Origin of the sequence: Bacillus sp. SA1-12 (assembly GCF_000981385.1) — a bacterium.
Lineage (GTDB): Bacteria > Bacillota > Bacilli > Bacillales > Bacillaceae > Metabacillus.
In genome coordinates this window covers 15124-37250 of record NZ_LATZ01000025.1, presented here as the reverse complement: position 1 = coordinate 37250, position 22127 = coordinate 15124, and the positions used below count along the sequence as shown (strand labels likewise).

At 38.1% G+C, this 22127-nt stretch carries 20 protein-coding genes; 4 read left to right on the top strand and 16 right to left on the bottom strand.

Going from position 1 to position 22127, the window contains the following annotated elements:
* Positions 1-29: 29 nt before the first annotated feature.
* The 3 genes from WQ54_RS14600 to WQ54_RS14590 are packed head-to-tail and all read right to left on the bottom strand — an operon-like array spanning position 30 to position 3813.
* The gene (locus WQ54_RS14600) at positions 30-1460 is read right to left on the bottom strand and encodes an FGGY-family carbohydrate kinase (RefSeq protein WP_046517684.1); all 1431 of its coding nucleotides are present in this window, start codon (positions 1458-1460) and stop codon (positions 30-32) included.
* 14 nt (positions 1461-1474) lie between these two features.
* Complete coding sequence (locus WQ54_RS14595) at positions 1475-2986, bottom strand: FAD-binding oxidoreductase (RefSeq protein WP_046517682.1); 1512 nt, start codon at positions 2984-2986, stop codon at positions 1475-1477.
* 32 nt (positions 2987-3018) lie between these two features.
* Complete coding sequence (locus WQ54_RS14590) at positions 3019-3813, bottom strand: SDR family oxidoreductase (protein ID WP_156177953.1); 795 nt, start codon at positions 3811-3813, stop codon at positions 3019-3021.
* Positions 3814-3984: 171 nt separating this feature from the next.
* Here WQ54_RS14590 and WQ54_RS14585 point away from each other — a divergent pair, with 171 nt between their 5' ends.
* Entirely contained in the window at positions 3985-4713 is a 729-nt protein-coding gene (locus WQ54_RS14585; RefSeq protein ID WP_052737801.1) for a MurR/RpiR family transcriptional regulator, read from the top strand.
* Positions 4714-4759: 46 nt separating this feature from the next.
* On the opposite strand, the gene WQ54_RS14580 is transcribed toward WQ54_RS14585, so the two are convergent.
* From WQ54_RS14580 to WQ54_RS14570, 3 genes are read right to left on the bottom strand one after another with little or no spacing between them, the layout of a single operon-like run.
* Positions 4760-5923, bottom strand: coding sequence for a Zn-dependent alcohol dehydrogenase (locus WQ54_RS14580; protein ID WP_052737800.1), 1164 nt, complete (start codon positions 5921-5923; stop codon positions 4760-4762).
* A 29-nt stretch (positions 5924-5952) separates the two neighbouring features.
* The gene (locus WQ54_RS14575) at positions 5953-7479 is read right to left on the bottom strand and encodes an aldehyde dehydrogenase family protein (RefSeq protein WP_331435117.1); all 1527 of its coding nucleotides are present in this window, start codon (positions 7477-7479) and stop codon (positions 5953-5955) included.
* On the bottom strand, positions 7460-8803 hold the full coding sequence (locus tag WQ54_RS14570) for an aspartate ammonia-lyase (protein WP_046517681.1): 1344 nt from the start codon (positions 8801-8803) through the stop codon (positions 7460-7462). Before WQ54_RS14570 ends, WQ54_RS14575 begins: the two co-directional genes overlap by 20 nt.
* A 188-nt stretch (positions 8804-8991) precedes the next feature.
* Between WQ54_RS14570 and WQ54_RS14565 the strand changes: the two genes are divergently transcribed.
* Entirely contained in the window at positions 8992-9795 is an 804-nt protein-coding gene (locus tag WQ54_RS14565; RefSeq protein ID WP_231597534.1) for an IclR family transcriptional regulator, read from the top strand.
* Positions 9796-9944: 149 nt separating this feature from the next.
* On the opposite strand, the gene WQ54_RS31940 is transcribed toward WQ54_RS14565, so the two are convergent.
* Together WQ54_RS31940 and WQ54_RS14555 are read right to left on the bottom strand one after the other, a co-directional pair.
* On the bottom strand, positions 9945-10334 hold the full coding sequence (locus WQ54_RS31940; protein WP_269431573.1) for a BCCT family transporter: 390 nt from the start codon (positions 10332-10334) through the stop codon (positions 9945-9947).
* Positions 10335-10635: 301 nt separating this feature from the next.
* Positions 10636-11733: an endospore germination permease gene (locus WQ54_RS14555; protein ID WP_046517679.1), complete on the bottom strand. Its 1098-nt coding sequence runs from the start codon at positions 11731-11733 to the stop codon at positions 10636-10638.
* Positions 11734-12637: 904 nt separating this feature from the next.
* Here WQ54_RS14555 and WQ54_RS14550 point away from each other — a divergent pair.
* Positions 12638-13450 (top strand): glycerophosphodiester phosphodiesterase family protein, encoded by an 813-nt coding sequence (locus tag WQ54_RS14550; protein WP_052737798.1) that lies wholly within the window; start codon positions 12638-12640, stop codon positions 13448-13450.
* A gap of 379 nt (positions 13451-13829) precedes the next feature.
* Here the strand turns inward: WQ54_RS14550 and WQ54_RS14545 are convergent, their stop codons facing one another.
* From WQ54_RS14545 to WQ54_RS14510, 8 genes are all read right to left on the bottom strand, one after another.
* The gene (locus tag WQ54_RS14545) at positions 13830-14132 is read right to left on the bottom strand and encodes a YerC/YecD family TrpR-related protein (protein ID WP_046517677.1); all 303 of its coding nucleotides are present in this window, start codon (positions 14130-14132) and stop codon (positions 13830-13832) included.
* 189 nt (positions 14133-14321) lie between these two features.
* Complete coding sequence (locus WQ54_RS14540; RefSeq protein ID WP_046517675.1) at positions 14322-14858, bottom strand: gamma carbonic anhydrase family protein; 537 nt, start codon at positions 14856-14858, stop codon at positions 14322-14324.
* Positions 14859-14955: 97 nt separating this feature from the next.
* Complete coding sequence (locus tag WQ54_RS14535) at positions 14956-16290, bottom strand: CitMHS family transporter (protein ID WP_046517673.1); 1335 nt, start codon at positions 16288-16290, stop codon at positions 14956-14958.
* A 196-nt stretch (positions 16291-16486) separates the two neighbouring features.
* On the bottom strand, positions 16487-17647 hold the full coding sequence (locus WQ54_RS14530; protein ID WP_046517671.1) for a CaiB/BaiF CoA-transferase family protein: 1161 nt from the start codon (positions 17645-17647) through the stop codon (positions 16487-16489).
* Between the two features lie 132 nt (positions 17648-17779).
* Complete coding sequence (locus WQ54_RS14525) at positions 17780-18670, bottom strand: hydroxymethylglutaryl-CoA lyase (protein WP_052737797.1); 891 nt, start codon at positions 18668-18670, stop codon at positions 17780-17782.
* Positions 18671-18704: 34 nt separating this feature from the next.
* A complete protein-coding gene (locus WQ54_RS14520; RefSeq protein ID WP_046517669.1) occupies positions 18705-19391 on the bottom strand; it encodes a GntR family transcriptional regulator in 687 nt (228 codons plus the stop codon).
* Positions 19392-19734: 343 nt separating this feature from the next.
* Complete coding sequence (locus WQ54_RS14515; protein ID WP_046517667.1) at positions 19735-20379, bottom strand: hypothetical protein; 645 nt, start codon at positions 20377-20379, stop codon at positions 19735-19737.
* 110 nt (positions 20380-20489) lie between these two features.
* Complete coding sequence (locus WQ54_RS14510; protein WP_046517664.1) at positions 20490-20732, bottom strand: DUF1450 domain-containing protein; 243 nt, start codon at positions 20730-20732, stop codon at positions 20490-20492.
* Positions 20733-20966: 234 nt separating this feature from the next.
* Here WQ54_RS14510 and hppD point away from each other — a divergent pair, with 234 nt between their 5' ends.
* Entirely contained in the window at positions 20967-22088 is a 1122-nt protein-coding gene (hppD, locus tag WQ54_RS14505) for a 4-hydroxyphenylpyruvate dioxygenase (RefSeq protein ID WP_046517663.1), read from the top strand.
* Positions 22089-22127 lie beyond the last annotated feature (39 nt).

The window sequence follows — 22127 nt, the reverse complement described above, 5'->3', positions numbered from 1 at the left end:
GCTTCTTAATGACTCTAATAAAGTAAATCTTAATTAAAAATTGGATAAGTAAGCTTAAATATTTCATCAGTATGTTTTCTTACCTGCTTAACGACTGTATCATTTACGGTAGTATAGAGTACGTGGTTTTCTGGATTCGGTAGAAACGTTGTTTGCGTTTTTACCATTATATTTGCAGCTTCATAGAAGTCACTATAAATAGATAAATGCTGGCAGACACAAATCGCCGCTCCTAGACAGGCGACACTGCTGCCTTCACGTCTATGCACCGGTAATCCAAATAGGTCGGCAATAATTTGCATCAGGACATCACTTTTCGACCCACCGCCTATTACTACTACATCCTTTAATGTAGCATCTATTTCCTCTGCCATATCATCAATATTGTTCTTAATGTTATAGGAAATCGCTTCCAAAATTGAACGGTAAATATGGAATTTGGTATGACGCTGATCAAACCCCATCATGATCCCTTTTCGATAGGGTTCAGATGGTGTCGATAACCAGTCTAAAATGGTAATCAAGCCGTCACTGCCCACTGGAACATCTTGTGCTTTCCTATTCAAGTATTCTTCTTCCGATACACCCAGTTTTGCCGCTTCTATGACGAGCTCTTCGCCAATCAGCTTTTTAAACCAACTCACGGTCCACATCCCTCGTCGAATGCCATTAGATTCATACACATATTTAAAGGGAATACAGGCAAGCGTTGGGAAAAAGTTAACTGCATTTTCCTTATATTCATTTCTTAGCAGCATGGAAGAAATGAAGGTTCCAAGAGAGATCATGATGGTCCCTTCATCCTTGATACCGGAGCCCAACGCCTCTACCGCTTTATCATTCGCCGTTGCTACTACCGGTATATCTTGATTTAAACCAATCTCCTCAGCCAATTCTGGTCGAAGCGTTCCCAGCTTTTCACCAGGTTTGACAAGAGTAAATACCATCTCTCTTTTCAAGCCATACGCCTGAAATACTTCCTCGTCGCAAGACCAATCTAGCGTTTCGTGATCCAACGGCCAATGAACTTCATAATTGGCAGCCGAATCTTTAAATTCCCCAGTTAACCGATAGCCTAGATACCCAGAAGTAGTCGTGACATATTTGACTTGATCATCAGAATGGACATAGGGTTTGTTCAACCGAGAATCCATCCAGCTTATCACAGGATAAGCTAGATGGCCATCTTCCTTTAATAACACACGACAGCACCTTATAGTACAAAGGCCAATTCCGGCAATCTCTTTAGGATTGCCAGTAAAATTAGCCAGGCAATTTTTCATGGCTCCAAACACACTGTCCCATAAATCATCATCAGGATGGATGACGACACCTGGTTCAGGAGATAAGGTTTCTTTTAATTGATGAGATCCAAAGGCCACTTCATTTCCTTCCACATCATAAATGGCCACTTTTGTACTTTGCGAGCCGTTATCAATCCCCATTACATATCTGCTCATATAATCACCTTTTATTAACCTTTAATATATTTAAGGCCTTCTTCCTGAGGGAAAATGGTGCCAAAATTCATGATGCCATTAGGGTCAAACGCTTCTTTTAATTTTTCTAGCATATAGTAAGCAGAACCATGCTCTTCATGTGTCCACTCGGTACGATACTTTCCGATACCATGGTGATGACACATCGAACCGCCAAGCTTTAATGTTTCTTCAATAATAATAGAATGAATCGGATGGTGATAGATTCTCATTTCGTCTTCCGGCGCACAATTAATATTGTAGTTGTAGACAAAATACATATTGGTTCCATTTAGATAGCTATGGGAGGAGTGGCCGCCAAGCATCGTGATATCTTCGAATCGATCAAACTCTTCTCTCACTCGCTTCATGACATTGTGATAAATCTTTGTGATGTTTTCCCAGTCAGCAGATACTTCCGTTGTAAAACCATCATGTTTATGGAAATCCACCATCGTTTGGAACTCATGATCAATGTGTCCTTGTGTCCAGTTTAAGTTATTAAACCAATTCTCGATTAATTGATCTTCTACTTTTTCAACGATGCCTTCTTGGAATTTAGCCACCGCTTCTTCAATCGCTTCATTCGTTGCTTTGACAATACCCTTTGGCCCTTCAGACATGAAAATCAACACGCATTTGTCTTTGTAGAAATGAGAAAAATGCTGTCTTGCATCTTCTTCGGAATAGACACGTGCAACAGATGGTCTAAAACCGTTAGTAATTACTTCTCTTAAAATCTTAATACCTGTATCTACATCCTTGATTAAATAACCATGGAACACATTGTTTTCAGGATAGTATTTAAAAATCTTTACCGTTACTTCAGTAATGTAGCATAAGGTTCCTTCGTTACCGATAACAATGTGTCTGATATCAGGTCCGCCCGCTCTTCTAGGAACATTTTTGATTCTGGAAATATGTCCATCAGGGAATACACATTCTAAGCCAACGACCATGTCTTCAATCGCACCGTAAAGAGTTGAGAATTGGCCAATACTTCTTGTTGCCAATAATCCCCCAAATTGGGCAACAGGTTTTGACTGCGGGGAGTGCCCTGTTGTGTAGCCAATTTTACGCAACTCATCTTCTAACGTTTGCAGCTTAACACCTGCTTGAACCGTTGCTTGCATGTTATAAGGATCAATTTTTATGATTTGATTCATTTTTGAGCCGTCAATGACTACTGCGATTTCCTTCCAGTTTTCAAGACCGCCTTCCGTAGCTGTTTTCCCACTTCGAGGAATCACATTGATCTTGTGCTTATTGCAGAACTTCAGAAGGGACTGAACTTCTTCTGTTGAGTATGGATAAACAATAGCCATTGGCATTGGAACATCCAAGACTTTTTTCGCTTTTGCATATTTCTTATAACGATCGGCTGACGCATCATAGAGTGCTTCATGATCTACATTGATTTGTTCTAGTGAAATAATGGACTCTAATTCTTTCAATAACTGCTCTTTCACTAACTTTATTTCTTCTTTAACTAATTGTTCATTTGTCATCGCTGCATTCTCCTTTACGATCCGTTTCTAAATTATCGAACTAAATAGCCGCCATCCACATTTAAGAGAGTTCCATTTACATAGTTAGAAGCGTCTGAAGCTAAATAAACAACTGCTCCCATTAAATCTAAGATATTGCCCCATCTATTGGCTGGAATGTGATCTAAGATCCGTTGATTTGCTTCAGAGTTCGCTCTTGTCTCTGCTGTAACCGCCGTTGCAAAATATCCAGGTGCAATCCCATTTACTTGAATATTATATTGAGCAAGTTCATCACAATAGGCTTTTGTAAAACCTGCTAAACCATGTTTGGTGGCTGCATAGGCTGGTGACCATTGACCCCCAAGATATGAAAACAAGGAACAAGTGTTAATGATCTTCCCGCTTTGTTGTGGAATCAAGTATTTTGCCACTTCATGAGATAATTCAAAAGCTGCTGTTAAATTGATGGAGACCATTTTATCCCATTGAAGTCTAGTGAACTTGGTTACATCTGGTTCATTGATACAAATACCTGCGTTATTCATGAGGATATCGATTTTTCCAAATGTAGAGATGCATTCTTCTGCAATCCTTTGACAAGCCCCTTCTTGAGTCACATCTGCAATCATGAGATGATACCGTACCCCTTCTGCTTCAATAAGGTTTTTGGTTTCATCATTGTCACCAGCGATGCTGACCGCAAAGATGTCTGCCCCCGCTTTTGCTAGTGCTAAAGCAAAGCCTTGCCCTAATCCAGAATTCCCTCCAGTGATGATCGCCACTTTTCCTTTTAAGCTAAAAAAATTCATTGAAAAGTCTTTAATATCAGCTAATTGAGTAGTCATTGTTTAACCCTTCTTCTTAGAAAGTTTTAAATATTAATAACGTTATTAACGTTAATTTACTATAAATGCTTTCCCATGTAAACGATTTCTATAGAAAATTTTCTATTTTTTTAAATTTATTTTTATGTTGTGGAAAATTTTCCATAATGATATACTTTTCTTACGTACTAAATGGAGGAGGGAAAGACTATAAATATCAATTTAAATAAATTAAATGACCTGGAGCTTTCGGTCCATAATAAACTCTCTGAAGTTATAAAGGACAATGAGCAACTAAAAATAATAGAGGCAGCTGAGTATTGTGAAGTTTCTCCATCTAAAGTATCCAAGCTAGTAAGAAAACTTGGCTTTAATAGTTTTAAACAATACAAGCAATTTCTCGGGGGACATTCCATCATTCAGGAAGACAAAAAGATTTCAAGTGAACTGGAACGATTAAAACACTTTATTGAAAATTTTAACCCCGAATTAGTAGATGAGTTTATTACCCTTTTCAAGAAGTACAACAGAATCGTCTTATTCGGTTTAGGTCCATCCTTTATTTGTGTAGAATACTTTGCCTATAAGCTCGCTCTTGTTTCTGGAAAAAATATTTTAGTGTCCCAAGGAGAAGATCATGCTCAGCATTTAGTTGATGAGGACACTCTTTTGATCGTTTTTTCAGTAACAGGGAAATTTACCTCTTTCGAACACCTCTTCAATGGAGTAAAGGCTAAAGGGGCTGAAATATTGTTGATCTTGGAGGAATATGACCATTCATCCACTTTAATAACAGATAATATCTTTTTCTTAACCCAATCTACTCAAAACGAAAAGTTGTTACCGTATGAAAAAACGCGAACTGTATTCTTTATTTTCATCGAAGAAATCATTGCAAGATTAATGGGAGAACGAGAATAAAAAGAACAGACCACCTGAGAATCAGGCGGTCTGTTTTCATAGGTCTTTAGATTGTAGGGACACTATCAGACGTATCTACTAGTTCCTTTTGTTCTTGTAATGAAAACTCAACGACAGTTCTGCCCACGTTGATACAGTTGCAGTCATGGAAACTATCGAAGGCTTTATTAATATCATCTAGCTGGATACGATCAAGTACAAGTTCATCGAGCATAAATTTGCCATCTAAATAAAGCTGGGCAATGGTCGGAAAGTCGCGATATGGCTGTGTATCTCCATAGAAGCTGCCCTTTAAGATTTTTCCGACGCGGTGGAATCCGCCTGCTGGCAACTGGAGTGCCATAGTTGGGTTGAAAGCTCCAACAACAACAACGGTGCCGCCTTTTCTTGTACCTTTCCACGCACTTTCAGTTGCTTTTGTGTGACCGGTACAGTCGATCGCGAAATGTACACCGAGTCCGCATGTTAGCTCTTTTAACGCTTCTTCCGCATTTTGTTCTGCGACATTTATCGTATGAGTCGCACCGAATTTTTTCGCGATTTCCAAGTTAGCAGGTTTCATATCACACGCAATAATTTTTGCTGCTCCTGCAATACGTGCTCCTTGAATCGCATTGACACCAACTCCGCCGATCCCAAATACCGCGACGGTCGAACCTGGTGTTACTTTTGCAGCATGAACGGCAGCACCGTAACCAGTTGCCACACCGCAGCCGATTAACGACGCTTGAGCAAGCGGCATTTCATCAGGAAGCTTCACGCATGAAAGCTCTGGTACAACGGTATATTCTGCAAAGGTAGATAATAGCGAGTTGTGATAAATCGTTTCTCCATCTTTGCTTAAACGAGAGGTCCCGTCCAAAAGAGTTCCTTCAAACATAGGACCAAATGCCGTTTCACATAAGTGAACATTCCCTGTTACACAGAACTCGCAAGTTCCGCAATAAGGAGCCCAGCTTAACGCCACTTTATCGCCCACTTTTACTTTCGTAACATTGGATCCAACCGCTGCGACTCTTCCTGCTCCTTCATGGCCAAGGATGGTAGGCTTAGGAGTTGTTTCATCGCCTAAGGCGTTTAAATCGCTGTGACAGACTCCTGTTGCCTCAATTTTTACAAGTACCTCATTCGCTTTTGGTGACGCAAGCTCCACCTCTTGGATTTCTAACGGTTTTCCAACCCCCGTCATGACTGCAGCTTTCATTTTCATCTTACGTTCCCCCGTGTCCTCGGAATTTTTTAGTAAGCAAACCAAATTGCTTTTTGTTTTGTATAAGATGCTAGGGAATGAATCGCGTACTCTTTCCCCCATCCGCTTTGTTTCAAGCCGCCAAAAGGACTGGCATAATCATAACATCCATATTTATTCACAAAAACCATACCTGCTTGAAGTTTATTAGCCACACGATGTGCCTTGGAAACATCATTCGTCCATAGACCAGCACCCAAACCATAGATGGTATCATTGGCCATGGCAATGACTTCTTCTTCTGTTTCAAAAGGAATAATGCATAGCACAGGTCCAAAGATTTCTTCTTGGGCGATTTTCATCTTATTGTCTACGTCAGCAAAGACTGTAGGACGGATAAAGAAGCCATTTGCATTTTCCCCTGTCAGATCACGCTCCCCACCAGCTACTAATCTAGCACCTTGGCTTTTTCCACTTTTGATATAGCCTAAAATCCGTTCCATATGTGCTTCAGAAACCTGGGCACCTTGATGGCTGTTTGGATCGAATGGGTCTCCTACTACATAGCTGTTTGCAAGTTTCGCAATGTCTTCAACCACTTTGTCGTACACATCCACGTGAGCAAACAAACGGGTTGGAGCCGAGCATTTTTCGCCTTTATGTGTAAATAACCCATAAAATGAACGCTCAATCGCTTGATCAAGGTTTGGTGGATCATTAAAGATAATGTTTGGAGATTTTCCTCCAAGTTCAAGGGAAACAGGTTTTAAGTTTGAGTCAGCTGAATTGTGGACAAGCTTCTTCCCAATTTCCGTGCTTCCTGTAAAAGCTACTTTATCAATACCCATATGGGTAGAAATATTCTCTCCTGTTTCTCCATCGCCAAGAAGTAAGTTGATGACTCCTTTAGGCAAAAGGTTGGCTTCATCAATTAATTCGAACAGACGAATCACCGAAAAAGACGTTTTTTCCGACGGCTTTAATAGGACCGTATTGCCCATCGCTAATGCGGGTGCCAACTTCCATGCCGCCATATCAAGCGGAAAGTTGAAAGGAAGGATTTGACCACACACACCAATCGGATCTCTGGTTGTAATGCTTAAGAAATCCCCTTCAACAGGATTGTTTTCCCCATAATATTTGTCTGTCCATCCTGCATAATATTCAAAAATATCAACGGCTTCTCCCACTGCATCATGATAGGATTCCGTATATAGTTTCCCGTTGTCCAATGTCTCAAGCGTAGCCAATTCCGCACGATGCTGATCCATTAAATCGCTGATTTTGCGCATAATTTTGGACCGCTCTTTACGAGTAACGGTTCTCCACACTCCGTGATCAAACGCTTCACGCGCAGCTGATACCGCTTGGTCCACGTCCGCTTTTGAAGCAGCTTGCATGGTTCCAATCACTTGTCCATTTGCTGGATTGATAGATTCGATAAATTGACCGCTTGTGCTATCTACCCACTCGCCGTTAATATATAGTTTTTTAGTAGTTTTTAGCCATTCCTTAGCCCATTTCAGTTTCGGCTGTTCAATTCCTTCAAATACTTTACTATTCGTTGCTTGTGTCACGTTCAATCCCTCCATTTTGAATCATATACTTTAATTCTTCTTTACCTTTTTCCTTTACTAGTCGAGTAGCGGCTGTATAGCCGATCTTTTCTTTTAACTCGACAATCACAGGGATAAAGCTATTGGCTAGCTCCTCACAGCGCTCTCGATTCGGTTCTATTCCTTTGATACATTTTTCGGTAAATGTGCCAAGTGCTTTTTCAAGCATCCCTAGCGCATCTAAAAGGTTAGCACCCGCTGCACCTTCAAAGACGTTTAGCCCTAATTCTCCATGTTCCAGTGTAGTCTGTATAACATGATCACAGCCTATTACTTGAAAGCAACATTGAATCATTGTTTCAGGTATGACAGGATTCACTTTTCCAGGAAAGAAAGAGGATCCAGCCTGCACAGCCGGCAGCTGAATTTCAGCAAAACCTGCTTCCGGCCCCGATGATAGAAGCCGTAAATCCTTTGCCAGCTTCAGTAAACAGGAGGCAAGGATGCGTAATTCACTTGAAACGCTAGCTAAATCATCGATGTTTTGAGCCGCATCATATAAATTTTCACGATGGGTCAGCTCAATCCCTGAAACCTCACAAAGTTTAGATACTACTGTGTCTCGGTATGCCTTCGGAGCTCCAACACCTGACCCAATCACTGTGCCGCCAAGATTAACAGTTTGAAGTTTAGTAACTGCTTCTTCTAATGTAAGGAGCCTCCGTTTAATCACTTGACTATACCCGCTGAAGGTATCACCAAGCTGAACCCTCATCCCGTCTTGCAAGCATGTACGAGCAATCGTTGTCACGTCTTGAAACTCACTAGCTTTTGCTTTTATTCCTTCGACTAATTGGTCTAATGCTGCAAAGAGTGGCTGAAAGCTTTTCATGATGGCTAACCTTATGGCAGTATGACACACATCCGAAGTTGACTGGGAAGCGTTTACATGATCAGCAGGATGAACGGGAGAATAGCTTCCTCTTGGGTACCCCAAGGATTCATTCGCTAGATTGGCAATGACTTCGTTCACATTCATATTTGTGCCGATTCCGCCACCACCGTGCAGAATATCAATCGGAAATTGCCCCCGGTGATCTCCTTTAATCAAGCTTTCGCATGCATGGATAATGGCGCTTCCAATTTGTCCGTCAAACACTCCTGCTTCCTGATTGGCGAGAGCTGCAGCCTTTTTGACCATTGCAAGCGATTCGATATACGTAGGATAGTGGCTCAGCTTACGTCCAGAAAACGAGAGATTTTGTAGAGTCCTCACCGTTTGAATTCCGTATAGGACGTCGTTTGAAATCTCAATGGTGCCAAATTGATCCTCTTCTTCCCTCATGAAACCATCTCCAAATGAGTCTATATTTCTATTATTTAATCGTAAGTATTGTTCGTATTATGAACTATATGTTCATATTAAGAACTTTAATGTCATTGTAAATTGGAAGATCATTCATGTCAAACATAAAATGGAGATTTTTTTAAAATATTTAAAACATTAGATTATGTTTTGTGATATACGCTATAATGAAAGACATGAAAAACAATAATGAATTACCAAACAAGGAAAAAAATAAACAAGAAAATTCATCCGTTCAGGCCGTTGGCCGTGCTTTATCATTACTGCAGCTCGTAGCTGAGAGTCACACTCCCATATCTGTTGGTGACTTGGCAGAAAAATCCCATATGAATCGAACCACTGTCTGGCGTCTGATTGGCACGCTTGAAAATTACGGGTATGTAGAACGAGATCCCTTTACGAAAGGGTACCAGCTCGGATATGCAGCGAATCGACTAGCTGCACAAGCAACCATTTACGGGTCGCTGATCCGACGGGCACGTACAAGTATGGAGAAATTGCGGGAAGAAACCCAAGAAACCGTCTTGCTGAGTGTACCGAAACATCATGGAACATTAACTATTGATCAAATAGATCCGGCACACAGCGTCAGATTAGTGGATTATGTAAATGCCTATCTGCCCCTGCATTGTACGTCTAATGGGAAGCTTCTGTTAAGCCTGCTCCCTCCTGAAGAACTAGACATTATATTGGGACAACCACTTGAAAAAATGACACCGTTAACCATTACCAGCCGTAACGAACTTCTAGATGAAATTCAAATGGTTCGAAGACGTGGAGTTGCGACAGCAGTTGGAGAACTGGATGAAAACGAAAATGGCATTTCCGCACCTATTTTTGATCAACGAAAGAATCTGGTAGCCTTTATCAGTGTCTGTGGTCCAAGCTTTCGATTTACAAAGGAAAAAATGGTAGCATTAGCCGATCGTTTAATCGGTGCTGCCCAAGAAATTACTAAATATCTTGATTAATTCAAAAAACGGGGACAATTCCCCACCGTGTTAATGCGGTGGGGGACTGTCCCCAAAATTTTGTCTTCTAATAAAGGTTAGTAAGGGATCTTCATCCATGGGAAATCCTTCCAAGTAATAGAGATAAAATTAACGCTCATGCAAACCAGCTAGCCCAATAAAATGTTTTCCACTACTGTGGACACGGGTCTCTGGCTGCTAGTCCCGTAAATAAACTTATTTTGAAAAAACTCTGTAAGAAACACGCCAAACGCTTCTGTACTAGTATTTAAGATAAAGGGAATAGGACTAACTAGAAAGACAAAGGCCATGATGTCATAAAAAACTTTCATAATGATATCAGAAAGGATTCGAACCCCTTTCAATAATCCCGTTGCTGTTGAGATTCTAAAGGTGACGATTACAACAGCAATTCCCCATAATACTGGTAAAGAACCGATCCCTGTTATGTGGTCGATTCCATCAAAAAGTGTCAAAATACTGGTACCCATCGAAGCAGCCATTTCTAAAGCTAATGTATACAGACAGATTGAATTAATGACGGTCGAAGTACTCTAGTTAATTTATTACCAAAAAACGGTGAAAGTGTGAAGCATGCATAAGCTATATGGTTTTTTCTTATTGTAATAGACAAACACAAAGACAACTGGCGATATGAAATCTACAGAAACATTAGCTATCCCTGCCCCTTCATAATAGTTCAACCAATATAAAAACCTGTATAGATTAAATCTACACAGGTTTAAGAAAACCCTATTAGTTTGTCAACAGACCCAAATTGGATATTCAATTTTTAAACTTATAATTAAACTAAACCCGATATTTAAAGCTGTAGTTACACTAGGAAGCACTAAATTTTTTGCGAATAAATGCGATGCACAGTAGCAATATCGGAACGAAAATATGTAGTATAGAAAGAACATATGGCGGCAAAAAAACCAATCCGATTTCTAAATGTTCAACAAAATCAGTTGCAATTAATAACGATAAAGGAGTAATAATGGTACCTAAAGCAAGTAATAGCGATTTTGTATGATTTATCTTAAATAATTGGGCAATTCCAATAATAGATCCGAATATAAACCCTCCCACTTTAAAAAACACTCCTGCTACCATCAATAAGATAACCAATACATCAAAACGTTCAAGAAAATCAGCAATCGAAACCAAACGTGTAGCTGAAAGAAGTGGAAAAAAATCCTTACCGTAAATTTCTGGTCCTAATACGGATAATAGGAGAATTGAATTAACTGAAAGCAAAATTCCACCAACTAAAATTATTAACATGCCTACCTTTCTGAGTCTCAGCTTTTTATTTAAATATGGAAAAAACATCATAATGATAATCGTTTCCCCAAATGGAAAGTTTATGAAACCAGGATATACTTCTTTTAATAGTGGTATTATTCCGTTACCTAAGACAGGGGTAAGATTTTTAATATTGAAATTTTCTATACTAATTAATAATATCCAAACGATTACCATTGCCATAATGTAAATTGGAAAGACAATTTCCCCCATTCGTCCAAAAACCTCAACTCCACCTTGAAGACAATAAATCATTAACATCATAAAACCTCCGATCACAACAACGATTGGAGTTTCAACTAAGATTGTCGAGACGATCAGATCTCCGAAATCACGACATGCTCTTGCAGCTAAATAGGTAAAATCTAAAATATAAATAATAATTACTGGATAAGAAAGATACTTTCCGATAATTTTAGGTATCATTGAAAACAATGTATCATCTGGATAATAAGTTGATAATTGTATAAAAACACCCATTAATATCAGACTACTTAACATTGCAATCAATATAACCAACCATGCATCCTGCTTAGCTTCTGCTCCTAATCCAAAAAGAATAGCTGTTCCTAATTCGAATCCCACAATAACATAAAAAAGTTGGAGTGCACTTATTATTTGCTGCTTCATTTGACCACCCTAAAAAACTTTATCCTTCCCAAATCTAGGAAGGGAATTATCGAAAATGACAGTATTAGCTCATCTTTATTAACCATCATTTTATTAAGTAAAGCAAAACAAGATAAGAACTTTATATAATTTTGCAACATTAATTTTTAGATTTTATTTCTACTCTATCTGCTTAATTTTTTGCTCTAATTATTGCAACTAATCAAAGATTTTTCTAAACATGTCCATACTCCATTTTCCCAATTTTAATTATTATTTACTTTCTTTGGTATCCTATCCATTGCAAGATCTTAAAGTAACGAAAGTATTCCTCTCAAATTATTAAAACATCTGCTTTAGCAAAAGCAGATGCTCTATTAATACTTGTTCTAATAGTAAAATGTTGCTATCTTACAAGAGATTAAATTAATAAAAAGCTAAATAATACTGCTAGTGAATTATTAAAATGAATGAGTCCTTTTTAATTGGATCTGAGTCAATATTTTTGACAACAATATGTTAAGTTTTAAATCAATCATTCAAACTTTTAAACAGGATAACTGGAGGAAGCTTGACATGGAGGCATCTGCGAGCACAATTTCCTAGCCAGAAAGCCAGCTAAGCTACCCGAGTTATAGAGATCAACAATCATCATTTTGAAATCTTCATTATATTTTTTGCCTGTATTTTTGTTTCCCATATGGAACACAACCTAACGTTATCATCCATGTCAAATTTTTCAAAACTTAACTAAGTTGTGTCCATGAAACTATACTAGCTTCATAAGGTTACTTGCAGTGTTTTTTAAGTAAAACGACAAAAAACAACAAAATTAACTAAATATTTATAAAAAATTAATGTGCTATTTACACTGTTTATGTATTGTTATAGCGACCATATATTAAAGAATAGGAAGTGGAGAACAGTGAAAAAGAATAGAATTTTGTCGTTGGCTGTGCCGTTTGTGTTGGCAACATCTTTGTTCGGAAATGCTGCAAGTGCAGCCCCAAATGATAACTGGTTACATAGCAGCAAAACGGAGTTAAGTGCTCATCGTGGTGCACAAGTGGCGGCTCCTGAAAACACATTAGAGGCGATAACTCAGGCTGGACTATTAGGATATGGCTTTGTTGAAATTGATGTCCAAAAAACTAAGGACGGCCAATACATATTAATGCATGATAAAACGATTGACCGCACTACGACAGGCACTGGGGAGGTAAAAGATTTAACATTAGAAGAAATTCAAAGTTTTGATATTGAAGATAAAGAAGGAAATGTAACAGATTATAAAGTACCAACACTTGAAGAAGTGTTAGAGGAAGCTCATAAATACAATATTGGTATAAATTTTGATGGTTCAAAAGGCGACTGGGATGAAAAAGAATTCGTAGACAGTATTATGAAAGAAGCTGAGGAAGCCAACGTATTAAATCATTCATTCTTTGTACTAAGTAATGATGATATTCGAAACCAATTTAACGAATGGTATCCAGAAGCAACTGTGACATTCCTTGGAAATGCGTTGAAGAGTGTAGATGCTGATATTGAAGAATTAAAACAATATGATAACGCCATTTACTCTACATCAATTAACAATGTAGATGAAGAAACTGCTAAAGAAATTAAAAAAGCAGGCCTAAAACTGCATGTATACTCAGTTAACTCTGCTGAAACATATGAAAAAGCGAAAAGTATTCATCCACGATTGATTGAAACAGATGTAATTATACCTTAAATTCAATGATAGAATAATATGATAATGGTTTCCTATGTAATGGAAATTCAAGAAAAAATATAAAATCTCGTCAGTCGATTGTGAACTGGCGAGATTTTTTGATATTTAAAACTCGGATTACTTTACTTTTACTTTTCATTAAAACCTCGTTTGAAGCAATTATCCTCCCATAGACAACCCCCATTTCAAATCCTTGATTGAAATGGGGTTGCATTTACTCTTTATTTTATTGATGGTAGTATAGAACATACGTATGCCATTTATAATTAAGTTGGTAGTTGTTCATTACCGACAACCAATTTAGTAATATACTAAATTCTATAATTTCGTTATCTGTGATGTTCTGAAGACAAAAGGTGGATCGAGCTTACATGCTCTCCTAAACCTTCTCATGATTCTCTATCCGATCAAATACTATTTGATATCCTTCATTCCCATAATCTAATAATTTCTTAACCCTTGTTATAGTAGCCGATGAGGCACCTGTTTCCATCTGAATATCCAAATATGTATCGCCTTTTCTAAGCATTCTTGCTACTTCGAGCCTTTGCATGAAGGACTTTATCTCATTCATGGTACATAAATCATCAAGAAATGCTGCACATTCCTCTTCTGACTGTAAAGAAAGGATAGCATTAAATAACTGGACTACAGGTTTCTCAGGTAATTTTTTTAAATACATTGTTTTACCTCCATTTACTCTATCATTTCCTCTAGAATGAATTTGTATATTTTTCTCTTATTACTTGCTTTATGTGATATATATTTCAATTCTTCATAAAATCTACCTGTCTACCAGTGTTAGTAGTAAAACAAGCAGACCCATCAAAAATTGATGGTCTGCATGATTATTATTAATAATTTATTATACTTATTTAAGAATATTCGCTTTTTCAGTAATGTTCTCTTCCCTATAAGTTCCAGCGTTTATGACATATTGAAATGCTCCTAGTTTTGAACGCTCGATATCTTCCGAAGTAAGAGTACGAATGACCTTTGCTGGTACTCCAGCTACTAAAACACCAGGTTCAATTATTTTCCCTTCAGGAACAAGTGCCCCAGCAGCAACCAAGGCACCTTCCCCTATAATAGCACCATTCAAAATGGTAGCACCCATACCAATTAATGCCCCATCCTCTACTGTGCATCCATGTAATACCACGTTATGTCCAATTGTGATATTTTCCCCCACATGAATTGGATATCCCGAGTCAACATGGACAACTGCACCATCCTGAATATTAGAGCCTTTCCCAATTGTAATTTTCTCGTTATCTCCTCTTAAAACGGCATTAAACCAAACAGATGTATTTTCTTTAAGTTCAATGTTGCCTATTAACTGAGCTCCTGGTGCAAGATACGTGCTTGGATGTATCACTGGAGAGTGTCCTTTAAATGTATACAACATTCTTTTATACCCCCGTGTTATTTAAATGGTGACTTTTTTTAAAAAGTTCTTAAGAAAAAATGTTTTTGAAATCACGTTTTCATCAAATATCTTCTACCTACCTCAGCGATATAATTCCTGAAAATACGCCAAAAATAAGATAGATAAGCAGGATTCCCAGCGACCATTTCGCAGCATGTTTATGAAGATCACCTACCGTAATACCTGTTATGTGAACTAGTAAATAAACCGATGCTACGAGTGGTCCCATGATACCGAAAGGAGTGCCATATAGTGAAGCGGTTCCAATTTTTATAGCATCAATACCATAAGCTGCAGCAGTTTCAACCAAGACTGGAAGAATTCCGAAGTAAAATCCATCAGGACCTATTAAAAAGAGAGCCGGCGCACTAATAATCGCAGTAAACAAGGCTATGGAAGCTCCCATTTCGGTAGGAATAATTGAGACAAGAGAATGTGCCATTGACTCAGAGATAGGGGTACCTTTAAAAATTCCCGAGAAAATTCCTGCTGCGAGAACCATGACAATAACGGCTAATGCATTAGGTGCGTGGGCTGCCAATCGGTCCCGTTGATCATTTACGAGTGGATAATTAATAAGCAATGCTACAGCGGTACCAATAAGAAATAGTACGGCCGCAGGTAGCGTTTCAAGAACGATGGCAATCATAATCACGGTTGATAATAAAAAGTTAATCCAAAATAGTTTTGGCCGTTTTAGGCTTTTATTTTCTGGTAAAATATTTTCAATTGTAGCGCTTTCAATTGCAGCATCCATTATTTTGGCTTCCGTCATGGAAATTGATTTACTATTTTCAACTTTATATCTAGCTCGTTCTCTTAAACCGATAAAATAGGCAACGCCTACTACATACAGCAGGCTTGCAATCATTCCTGGCAGCATTTGAAGATATAACTGGGCTGGATCAAGGTTCAGGACACTTGCAACACGGCCGGCAGGACCTCCCCAAGGAACAAGGGTGGTAATCCCGACTTGCATGATTGTGATAGAGGCCAAGATGATAGGACTAATCCCCAACTTTTTATAAAGTGGAAGAAAAGCTGTTACCACAATCATCATTGTCGTAGATCCATCACCGTCAAATCCAATTATTCCAGCTACCACCGCAGTTCCTACAATAATTTTAAGAGGATCTCCTTTTGCTAACTTAATAATCTTTGATGTTAATGGATCAAATAATCCTGTATCTAGCATAATGCCAAAATACAAAATGGCAAATAACAAAAGAACGGCAGTTGGGGCTACACTTTGGATCCCTTCCATCATCAACGGTCCTAATTCTGTGCTAAACCCCCCTAATATTCCAAAAATCACAGGTACGATTGCCAAGCCAAGAAATGGAGATGCTCGTTTAGTCATGATCAGAAACAAGAAGGTGAGAATCATGGCAAACCCTAAAATAGACAACATAAACTATATTCCTCCCCAATATTTGTTATGGATGCCGGGGCAAGAGTAACAAAATCAATGGTACCTGAGATTGCTTGCTTCTGTTATGTAGAAGAGAAAAAGCAATTATTTGTCCTTTATATAGCTATAAATTTTATTGTGATTTTATCCTTAAAGTTGAGAAGCAATGAAATCTCTTAATCTCTTACAGAAAGTGCTATTTTAACTTGCTTAGTTTTTCGCCAATGACTTCATCATTATGTTGTCCAAGCTCAGGACCAATCCATTCAATGCTGCCAGGTGTTTCAGAAAGTTTTGGGACAATACCTGGAACAAGTACTTCTTCGCCATCCGGTAAAGTAACAGGTTTAAGCATATCTCTTGCTTGAAACTGCTCATCGTTAACGATATCTTCAATGCTGTAGATAGGACCTGCAGGCACACCAGCTTCATCGAGAATTCTCTGTACCTCCTTCTGTGTATGCCTTATAGTCCATTCTCCAATGACCTGATCAAGATATTCTGCATGCTCGGCCCTTCCTTGATTGTTTGAAAATAAAGGATCATCCGCAAAATCAGGACGTCCCATTGCAAGTGCAAAACGCTTAAAAATACTATCACTATTTGCAGCAATAACAATATATTTGTCGTCTGAACATAGATAAGTATTAGATGGAGCAATCCCCTCTAAAGTCGCTCCTGTTCTCTCTCTTACAATCCCCTTCATGTCATACTCTGGAAGAACCCCCTCCAGCAGTGAAAAAACTGACTCTGTAAGAGCAACGTCTACGTACTGACCTCTTTTTAAAGGATCAATATCTCTTGCTCTTAAAGCTAATAACGTCCCATTTACGGCATAAAGACCTGCGATAGAATCACCAACTGCTAATCCAACACGAACAGGAGGTCGATCAGGAAAACCAGTCAAATATCTAAGCCCGCCCATTGACTCAGCAACACTTCCAAAACCAACTTTGTCTCGGTAAGGACCTGTTTGTCCATATCCTGAAATACGGGTCATAATGATACTCGGGTTAATCTTTTTCAAATCTTCGTAACCGATCCCCCAGCTCTCTAATCTTCCCGGACGAAAATTTTCAATAACAACATCGGCTTCTTTTGCTAATTCCCGAACCATATCCTGACCTTCTTTTTCACGAAGGTTCAATGTAATCGATTTTTTGTTTCTTGCGTGCACATACCACCATAGTGATGTTCCCTTATGCATAACACGCCAATTTCGCAAAGAATCCCCACTCGTTGGATCTTCTACCTTAATCACTTCAGCACCAAACTCACCAAAAATCTTTCCTGCAAAAGGAGCTGCTACAAAATTTCCTAATTCCAATACTTTAATTCCATCTAAGGGTTTTCTCATCTGACTCCCACCTTTGTATCATTATTTGTTTATCTGCTTTTCAAATAATTACGGGAAAACATTCATCTGAATTTTCAGATAATGTATGCAATTCTATCGACGAAAAATCCTAATCCGTAATCTTGATTACCTTTATACTGTTTTTGTTACAACCTGATCATTCCTTAATAATTGAGGAAATGTAACATCTAACTTCTTTAGCATCTCTAGGTTCAAACCGGTTTTGATCGTTTGTTGTTCCAAAAATTCCACAACACGGCTTGCCTGAATGTTTCCAGGAGACCCAGGAGCATATGGACAACCTCCCAAACCTGCTTGAGCGACATCCACTAAATAAACACCAGCCTGTATTCCGGCCATAACATTTGCCAGCCCGTATCCATATGTGTCATGAAGATGCAAACCAATCGGGATCTCTGGAAATTTCTCTGCTAAACGGCTGCAATATTCATATACTTGTTTAGGTGTTGCCTTCCCGATTGTATCTCCAAGGCCCAGTTCATTAACTCCACTGTTTATAAGAAACTCTGCTATCCTTTCTACTTCTAAATAAGGTACAACACCAGAGAACGGACAGACAAATGCGGTAGCAATCGCACCAATTGTCCTTCTGCCTCTTTTGTTTGTTTCTTCAATTAAATCTTTTATTTCGAATAAAGATTCATCTGTACTTTTATTTAAATTTGCCTGGTTATGTTTTGTACTGGCAGAAAGGAAGAAAAGCGCGGTATGAATCTTTGAATCTAGGAATCTACTTAATCCCCTTTGGTTAGGGACTAAAGCTTCATACTCCACTCCATGCTTCATTGGTAATTTTTGAGATAATTCATCTGCATCCTTCATTGCCGGGACCCACTTTGGATGAACAAAAGAGGTTACTTCCAAGCGTTCAAATCCTGCCGCAATTAATTGGTTAATCTTATTTATCTTTTGGTCAGTCTCTACAAAAATTTGTTCATTTTGCAAACCATCTCTCAATGTGACATCTCTTACTTTAATTCTTTCAGTAAAGATCAAATTCATTCGCACTCCTTTACATATTTTTATATTCCTTTTTCTATTCATTCAGGCCTTCCGTTTTATCAGTTACACCTGAATATATAGATTGATAAAATTGGAAATCACGTTGAATATGTGTCTTCATTAGCTCCTCTGCAGTTTTTCCATCCCTGGCTTGAATAGCCTGCCATATCGCTAGATGTTCCTCAGCCCCCTCTTCTAATCGCATTGGTATATTTAATACTGCATTACGGTAGAAGGAGATTAACGAATACAACTGATTCATCATTTTCATTAAGTAAGGATTGCCACTCCCCTCTACAATTAGGTAGTGAAACTGGGTACTCAGTTTTTTTAATCTTTTAATATCTTTCTCCCTAACCATGAGATTCATTTCATCAACTACATTTGACAAATGGTCACGACGCTTTATATCAAAGCGTAAAGCAGCATAATAAGCAGCAGTTGGTTCAAGACTCATACGGCATTCGTATAGATAGTTAAAATCTGAAAAAGTTGGGCGATACACTCTTACTCCGCCCCTTGGACTGACAGAAACTAATCCATCACTATTTAACCTTCGAATAGCCTCCCTGATCGGACTTCTGCTTACCCCTGTTTCCTGAGAAATTTGCTTTTCTACGATTCGTTGACCAGGATTAATGTTTCCGCTTACAATTTTCTCGTGTAAATATTCATATACCTGATCTTGAAGAGTTTTAGATTGATCTTTTTTTGAATTCAATTTGACCTCCACCAATAGTCATAATTTTCTAATAATGTATACAAAAAATCATGTTATAAATTGAAATAATATTTATTCTATAACAACTTGGTACTTATGACTAGAGGGTCATGCATTTTTTCAACTTCTTTTTACGACTTTGAGCCCCCTTTCTGCTGTTTAAATATCCTTGATATTTGCAAACAAAAAATCTTTTTTAGATTTTTTAAAATCTTACAACCTAGCTTGTTGAACTGCAACCATTTACATCAACGCGTTTTTTCTGTAAGTGAGTTGTTCTTCACCGTATTAAAGTAAAATAAAAAAGATGGTAGAACATGGACCTGGCTGCCGTTCAGCAAGACTAATGCTCTTCCATCTCTAGTTGAATCATTTCAAATCTCCCGTTTTCATCAATATCGCTCTCAAATAAACCTTTATTGGATAAAAAGATTGAATACGCGTTCTTGCTAACTTTTTCATTGTTAATCTGGCGGATTGCTGAAGAAAACTTACGAATATAATAATCTATATTGTTCTTAGACACATCAATTTCATTTACCAAGAATCTTTGAAGATAGACCATTTCCGTATTCGGGAATGCTTTATAAAAAAAATCAAGAGGTTTGCCCTTTTGAAAATGATCATCAGAAGAGAAATAGGTAACACGGGGCATACCATCAGCTGCAAACCCGGCTAGCAGATAAACAGTTGCATAATCGTGTCCGGGATAGGCATTTTTGAATAATTCTAAAGAAGCACTATATAATTTTTGGGAATAAGCTTCGATTTCTTCAATTGAATTTGTTTTAAGAGAGAATGCTTTAAGTTCTTCAATCCGCTCGTCAATAATATTTTTCACACCAGCAAAGGCTAAAATTGCGTTATGATTCAAAGCGATTATTTTTTTCTCATGATCAATAAAGACATCCGTTCCCCTATAGGTAATTCTTTTATCAGCCATTATTAAAACACCATTTTGAAACTTTTTCCCAATCAATGCCGTCATAATATACTCCTTTAGGATAATGCCCTACTAACTCAACGTGACTTTTCTACCATTTTATCACAGATTGAACTATTCTAAAGGTTTGCTAACGGTTCGTTGCTTTGTCTTTATTACGCATTTTCCTGTTTGATCCCTGTTATAAATTGATCAATTTTTTCATAAAGTTCCTCTGGATTCTCTGTAACAATATTTTCACCATTGACAAGTGCAAATGGCTCCATTAAACATTGCCCGCAATACAGCAAGCATCTTTCCTCAATCACATCTAAATCACCGCGCTCTCTTAGCTTTATCTTAGTGGCTTCCAGTTCATCTTCGAAATTACAAGGACAGAATTTCACACAAATGTTCATGTTTACCCCCCTTAAATTTATTGCCAACATTTTAAGTTGATAGGTAGTAGGCTTGCAAGAGCACCCCTAAACGCAACTAGGTTTTAATGTACTAAACAATTAAAGCACTGTAGAAAAAACGCGTTAAAACCTAGGTTTGCGGGATATTTTTTTCTGTCATATGATGATTTACATTACAGACAGTTAATTTAGAAGATTCTGTCTACACGAAAAATGTATAAGGGAGCGGTGAAAATGGTAGAAAAAATAATTCAATCATCTAAAGCAAAGAAGGAGGAAGTTTTTCCAGTTAAAAATGTTCATTACGTAGAGATTTATACAGGAAATGCCAAGCAGACTGCTTATTATTATGCTAAAGCATTTGGTTTCAAGCTTGTTGCATATAAAGGGCTGGAAACTGGTTCACGTGACCGTGTTTCGTATGTGATGGAACAAGGGACCATCCGTTTAATTTTGACCGGTACATTATCAGAAAACACTGACATAGCTTCATTTATTAAAACTCATGGTGAAGGAGTAAAAGATATTGCCCTTCTTGTAAAAGATTTAGAGAAAACATATGCAGGTGCCGTCGAGAGAGGGGCTATCGCTATCCGGGAACCATGGATTGAAGAGGATGAAAACGGCAAAGTAAAAAAAGCTGTTCTTGGTACCTACGGCGATACGATTCACACGCTTGTTGAACCGCTTGATTATAAAGGCGTATTTATGCCAGGGTTTGAAGCGCGTGATGATATCTTATCTGCCAAGCCTACAGGATTAATCGGTGTTGACCACCTCGTTGGTAATGTAGAAGTAATGGAAGAATGGACTAGTTATTATGAGAAGGTATTTGGCTTTACTGTTCTAAAACATTTTGATGATGAAGATATTTCGACTGAATACTCTGCACTCATGTCCAAAGTGATGATGAATGGAACAGGACGCATTAAATTTCCAATTAACGAGCCAGCTGAAGGAAAGCGCAAATCTCAGATTCAAGAATACCTAGATTACTATAATGGACCAGGCGTTCAGCATCTTGCCCTATTGACAAACGATATTATTGGTACCGTAGCTGCATTAAGGGAAAGTGGTGTGGAATTCCTAACTACCCCTGATACTTATTATGAAGACCTCGCCAATCGTGTGGGAGAAATCGATGAAGATGTAAAACGACTTCAGGAACTTAATATTCTAGTCGATCGAGATGATGAAGGGTATTTGCTACAAATCTTTACAAAACCACTTGTGGACCGCCCAACCTTGTTTATAGAAATTATTCAGCGTAAAGGTGCGCTTGGCTTCGGCGATGGAAATTTTAAAGCTTTATTTGAATCGATTGAACGTGAACAAGCACTACGTGGAAACATTTAACTTAAACCGGTCATACCGAGATGATATCCGGTATGACCT